The following is a 5,501-nucleotide window of genomic DNA, read 5'->3' on the forward strand; positions in this document are numbered from 1 at the left end:
CGCCACGCCCGCCCCGCCGGCGGCGCGGCCCGCGTCCCCCGAACACAGGATTTCCCCATGCAGTCATTGCGCAGAAAATGGCAGTCCCTGCCGCGCGGCGTGGTGGTGCTGATCACGGCCCTGGCCATCTACGTGCCGCTGTCGTTCATCATCATCCAGAGCTTTCTGTCCGCGCCCTTCTTCTCGCCGTCCAAGGTCTTCAGCCTGGACGCGTTCCGCTTCATCTTCGCGGATTCCGATTTCTACAAGGCGCTCAAGAGCGGCTTCATCCTGGCCTTCGGCCTGGCCGTCATCGCCATTCCGCTGGGAGGCATGCTGGCCTTCCTGATGATCCGCACCGACCTGCCGGGCCGACGCTGGATCGAGCCGCTGATCCTGGTGCCGATCTTCGTGTCGCCCATGGTGCTGGGCTTCGGCTACGTGGTGGCCGCCGGCCCGGTCGGCTTCTTCTCGACCTGGGCGCAGAGCCTGCTGGGCTTCGTGCCCTGGAACGTCTATTCGCTCACCAGCATCGTCATCATCGCCGGCCTGACCCACGTACCGCACGCCTACCTGTACATCTCGTCGGCGCTGCGCAGCATGGGCTCGGACGTCGAGGAAGCCGCCCGCGTGTCCGGCGCCTCGCCGCTGCGCGTGATGGTCTCGGTCAGCCTGCCGATGGTGCGGCCGGCCATGCTGTACGCCACGGTGCTGCTGTTCTTCCTGGGCCTGGAGGTGTTCGGCCTGGTGCTGGTGCTGGGCGACCCCGAAGGCAACCTGGTGCTGGCGACCTACCTGTACAAGCTGACCAACAAGCTCGGGATCCCGTCCTACCACCTGATGGCGGCCGTGGCCGTGGTGCTGATCTGCATGACCATTCCGCTGGTCATGCTGCAGCGCCGCCTGATGCGCACCGCCAACCGTTTCGTCACCGTCAAGGGCAAGGCCTCGCGCGCGCGCCCGCTGCCGCTGGGCAAGTGGCGCTGGGTGGCCGGCGCGGTCGTCGCGTTCTGGCTGCTGGTCACCATCGTGGTGCCGCTGCTGGGCGTGCTGCTGCGCGCCTTCGTATCGAACTGGGGCATGGGCGTGTCGCTGCTGGACGTGCTGTCGCTGGATGCATTCCGCACGGTGTTCTCGCAGCCCAACCTGATGCGCGCCATCGTCAACTCGGTCGCCATCGGCGTGTTCGGCGGCGCGCTGGCCGTGTTCTGCTACACCTTCGTGGGCCTGGCCATGCACCGCAAGCCGGACAACGTCACGCGCTTCATGGACTACAGCGTGCTGGTGCCGCGCGCGGTGCCCGGCCTGCTGGCCGGCCTGGCCTTCCTGTGGGTGTTCCTGTTCGTGCCGATGTGGCTGGACAACGCGCTGGACGCCGACCTCGGCGGCTGGCTGTCGGGGCTGCCCTTCGCCGAATGGCTGCGCGAGAACTTCATCGAGTGGCTGCGTTCCATGCGCAGCACCATCTTCAGCGTGTGGCTGGCCTACACCGTGGTCTGGATGGCCTATGGCCTGCGGCTGATCTCGTCGACGCTGCTGCAAGTGGGCCCCGAGCTGGAAGAGGCCGCCCGCAGCGCCGGCGCGCGTCGCGGCCAGGTCACACGCCACGTGACCGTGCCGCTGGCCAAGTACGGCCTGATCGGCTCCTGGCTGCTGATGTTCCTGATCTTCGAGCGCGAATACTCCACCGGCGTCTACCTGTTGTCGCCCGGCACCGAGACCATCGGCTCCATGCTGGTGTCCTTGTGGGCCTCCGGCGCCATCGACATCGTGGCTGCGCTTTCCTTCATCAATATCGTTCTGGTCGTCATCGGCCTGGGCATCGCCCTGCGATTCGGAGTCAAACTTCATGATTGAGCTTTCTGTTGAAGACCTGCACCTGGACTACGGCGACAACCCGGTGCTCAAGGGCGTGTCGATGCAATTGCGCCAGGGCGAAGTGGTGTCCCTGCTGGGCCCGTCCGGCAGCGGCAAGACCACGCTGCTGCGCGCCGTCGCCGGCCTGGAAGGCCCCAAGCGCGGCCGCATCACCATCGGCGATCGCGTGGTCTACGACGGCGCCGCGCGCCGCGAGATCCCGGCCGAAGAGCGCAACCTGGGCCTGGTGTTCCAGTCCTATGCGCTGTGGCCGCACAAGACCGTGTTCGACAACGTCGCCTACCCGCTCAAGCTGCGCAAGACGCCGCAGGCCGAGGTGCGCGAACGCGTGCAGGCCGTGCTGGACCAGCTCGGCCTGGGCAAGCTCGGCCAGCGCCATCCCCACCAGCTGTCCGGCGGCCAGCAGCAGCGCGTGGCCATCGGCCGCGCGCTGGTGTACAGCCCGCCCGTGATCCTGCTGGACGAACCGCTGTCCAACCTGGACGCCAAGCTGCGCGAAGAGGCCCGCGCCTTCCTGCGCGAGCTGATCGTGCGCCTGGGCCTGTCGGCGCTGATGGTCACGCACGACCAGAGCGAGGCCATGGCCATCTCCGACCGCATCCTGCTGCTGAACAACGGCAAGATCGAGCAGCAGGGCACGCCCCAGGAAATGTACGGCTCGCCCAACACGTTGTTCACCGCCGAGTTCATGGGCAGCAACAACCGCCTGAGCGGCAAGGTCGCCGAACTGCGCGACGGCCAGGCCCGCATCGAGGGCGCCGGCTGGGCGCTGTGGGGCAAGGCCGCGCCCGGACTGACCGCCGGCCAGGACGCCACCGCCGTGATCCGGGTGGAACAGGTGCGCCTGGCGGACGATCCCGACGGCAATCACCTGGAACTGCCGCTGGTGACCAGCATGTACCTGGGCGACCGCTGGGAGTACGTGTTCCGCGGCGCACAGGCCGATCCGGCCGCCCTGGCGCTGCGCGCCTACGGCGCCGAGGGCCGCGAGCCCGGCGCCTGCCGCCTGGCCCTGCCGGCCCGGCACGTGTGGGTGTTCCCCAATCAGTAATCGGCCCGCCCAGGCAGACGCCGCCGCCCGTGGCGGCGTCCGTCCCTGACACACGGCGGTAAGCTGCGCCGGGCTTACAATGCCTGCGTGCAAAGCCTTGCTGATTCCCCCTCCCCGCCGAGCCGTTTCCTGCGGTGGCTGGGCGCGCCCGCCCAGCACTACCTGCGCATCGGCCTGGCGATCTCGCTGTTGGTGCACGCCGGCGCGCTGGCGTGGCGCCTTGGCGCGCCCGCCCTGAGCAAGCCCACCTCGCCCAGCCTGGAAGTGCTGCTGCTGAACGCCCGCAGCGAAACCCCGCCCGAAACGCCTCGCGCCCAGGCCCAGAATCAGATGAGCGGCGGCGGCAACGCCGACCGCGGCCTGGCCACCACCCCGCTGCCCCAGACCGGCGCCTCGGCCGAGACCATCGTGCTGGAAGCCATGCGCAAGCGCCAGGTCCAGCTCGAGGCCGAACAGGCCCGCCTGATGACCCAGCTGCAGGCCCGCGACAAGGCCGGCGCCGAGCGCCAGGCCGTCAATCCCTGGCCAGACGGCGCCGACCATGGCCGCGACGCCGAGGAGCAGGCCAGCGTGATCCAGAATTCCCAGGTGGCCGCCCTGGCCGCCCGCGTGCAGCAGTACAGCGCGGAACCGCGCAAGCAGTTCGTGGCGCCCTCGGCCGAAGCCTCACGCTACGCCGCCTACCTGGACGCCTGGCGCACCCGGGTGGAGGCCGTGGGCACCCAGCACTACCCGGACGAGGCGCGCGGACGCATCTACGGCTCGCTGCGCCTGACCGTGTCGGTCCGCGCCGACGGCAGCATCGCCGACGTCGAGATCGACGAGCCGTCCCCGCACGCGGTGCTGAACCAGGCCGCGCGGCGCATCGTGCAGCTGGCCGCGCCGTTCCCCCCCTTCCCGCCCGAGATCGCGCGCGACACCGACGTGCTGGTCATCACGCGCAGCTGGCACTTCGTCAACGACACCCTGGAAACCCAAGCCCCATGACCGAGGCCCGCTACGCCGTGATCGGCAACCCGATCGCCCACAGCCGCTCCCCGCAGATCCATGCCATGTTCGCCCGCCAGACCGGCCGGGCGCTGCGCTATGACCGGCTGCTGGCGCCGCTGGACGGTTTCATGGCGACGACGGCCGCCTTCGTCGCCGAAGGCGGACTGGGCCTGAACGTGACGGTGCCCTTCAAGCAGGAGGCCTGCGCGCTGGCGGCGGGCAACCTGTCCGACCGCGCCAGGCTGGCCGGCGCCGTCAACACGCTGTCCTGGCGCAACGGCGCCTGGCACGGCTGCAACACCGACGGCGTGGGCCTGGTGTCGGACCTGCTGCGCCTGGGCCTGCGCCTGGACGGCGCCCGCGTGCTGCTGGTCGGCGCGGGCGGCGCAGCCCGCGGCGTGCTGCAGCCGCTGGCGCAGGCCGGCTGCGCCCGCATCCATATCGTCAACCGCACCGCCGCCCGCGCGCTCGAACTGGCCGAGGCCTGGCGCGCCAGCGGGGCCGGCCTGCCAGTCCAGGTCACGGCCGGCACGCTCGCCGAGGCGGCAACGCCCGGCGGCTGGGACGCGGTCATCAATGCCACCGCCAGCGGGCTGGCCGATGCCGCCCCCGACCTGCCCGGCGGCCTGTATGCCCCCGGCGCGCTGGCCTACGACATGATGTACGGCGCCGCACCCACCGCCTTCATGAAGCAGGCCGGGGCCGACGGCGCCGCGCGCACGGCGGACGGCCTGGGCATGCTGGTGGGCCAGGCGGCCGAGAGCTTCCATATCTGGCACGGCCTGCGGCCCGATCCCGAGCCCGTGCTGGCGGCGCTGCGCGCCGATCTGGCGGCGGGACCCTGAAGGCATGGCGGGCCGCGCCGGCAAGGGCCGCAGGTCCTGGTTCCGGATCATCACCGGCGTGATGATGGCGCTGGTCTGCGCCGTGCTGCTGTACCAGTTCTGGCTGTTCGGCCTGGTGGTCTGGTACAAGTACCAGAACCCCGGCGCCAGCGCGGTGATGCGCGAGGAGTACGCGCGGCTCAGCGAAGGCCACGCCGACTTCCGCCTGCAGCATGAATGGGTGCCCTACGACAAGATCAGCAACTCCCTGAAGCGGGCGGTCGTGGCGGCCGAGGACTCGAATTTCACCGAGCATGACGGCGTGGAATGGGAGGCCATCCGCAAGGCCTGGGAATACAACCAGAAGCAGGAAGAAGCCGGGCGCAGCAAAATGCGCGGCGGCTCCACCATCACCCAGCAGTTGGCCAAGAACCTGTTCCTGTCGAGTTCGCGCAGCTATGTGCGCAAGGGTCAGGAACTGGTCCTGACCTACATGATCGAACACGTCATGAGCAAGGAACGGATCCTGGAGTTGTATCTGAACGTGGCCGAATGGGGCGTGGGCGTGTTCGGCGCCGAAGCGGCCGCGAAGCACTATTTCAACACCTCCGCCGCCGGCCTGGGCGCCAGCCAGTCGGCCCGCCTGGCCGCCATGCTCCCCAACCCGCGCTTCTACGACCGCAACCGCAACTCCAACTATCTGAACTCACGCGTCGGCGTGCTGACCCGCCGCATGCAGATGGTCGATATTCCCTGAACAGGACCCGCCCCCGCCGAGG

Annotated in this window: 5 protein-coding genes; all 5 read left to right on the forward strand. The window is 69.7% G+C overall.

Features of this window, described 5'->3' with window-relative positions; all coding sequences use genetic code 11:
- The first annotated feature begins 57 nt into the window (after positions 1–57).
- Positions 58–1,836 (forward strand): ABC transporter permease, encoded by a 1,779-nt coding sequence (locus AC6LJ5_RS29760; RefSeq protein WP_498142391.1) that lies wholly within the window; start codon positions 58–60, stop codon positions 1,834–1,836.
- Positions 1,829–2,908, forward strand: a complete 1,080-nt coding sequence (locus tag AC6LJ5_RS29765) for an ABC transporter ATP-binding protein (RefSeq protein ID WP_103272335.1) — start codon at positions 1,829–1,831, stop codon at positions 2,906–2,908. The genes AC6LJ5_RS29760 and AC6LJ5_RS29765 overlap by 8 nt, the downstream gene beginning before the upstream one ends.
- Positions 2,909–2,995: 87 nt before the next feature.
- Positions 2,996–3,895, forward strand: a complete 900-nt coding sequence (locus AC6LJ5_RS29770) for a TonB family protein (protein ID WP_498142392.1) — start codon at positions 2,996–2,998, stop codon at positions 3,893–3,895.
- Complete coding sequence (aroE, locus tag AC6LJ5_RS29775) at positions 3,892–4,743, forward strand: shikimate dehydrogenase (protein WP_498142393.1); 852 nt, start codon at positions 3,892–3,894, stop codon at positions 4,741–4,743. The genes AC6LJ5_RS29770 and aroE overlap by 4 nt, the downstream gene beginning before the upstream one ends.
- 4 nt (positions 4,744–4,747) lie before the next feature.
- A complete protein-coding gene (gene mtgA, locus AC6LJ5_RS29780; protein WP_103272332.1) occupies positions 4,748–5,479 on the forward strand; it encodes a monofunctional biosynthetic peptidoglycan transglycosylase in 732 nt (243 codons plus the stop codon).
- Positions 5,480–5,501: the final 22 nt, after the last annotated feature.

It is taken from the genome of Achromobacter sp. 1011791174, from assembly GCF_059760925.1.

What these genes read in the sequence shown, in the direction of transcription:
- mtgA (WP_103272332.1), top strand. Translation starts at nt 4,748, where the DNA reads ATGGCGGGCCGCGCCGGCAAGGGCCGCAGGTCCTGGTTCCGGATCATC.
- AC6LJ5_RS29765 (WP_103272335.1), top strand. Translation starts at nt 1,829, where the DNA reads ATGATTGAGCTTTCTGTTGAAGACCTGCACCTGGACTACGGCGACAAC.
- aroE (WP_498142393.1), top strand. Translation starts at nt 3,892, where the DNA reads ATGACCGAGGCCCGCTACGCCGTGATCGGCAACCCGATCGCCCACAGC.
- AC6LJ5_RS29760 (WP_498142391.1), top strand. Translation starts at nt 58, where the DNA reads ATGCAGTCATTGCGCAGAAAATGGCAGTCCCTGCCGCGCGGCGTGGTG.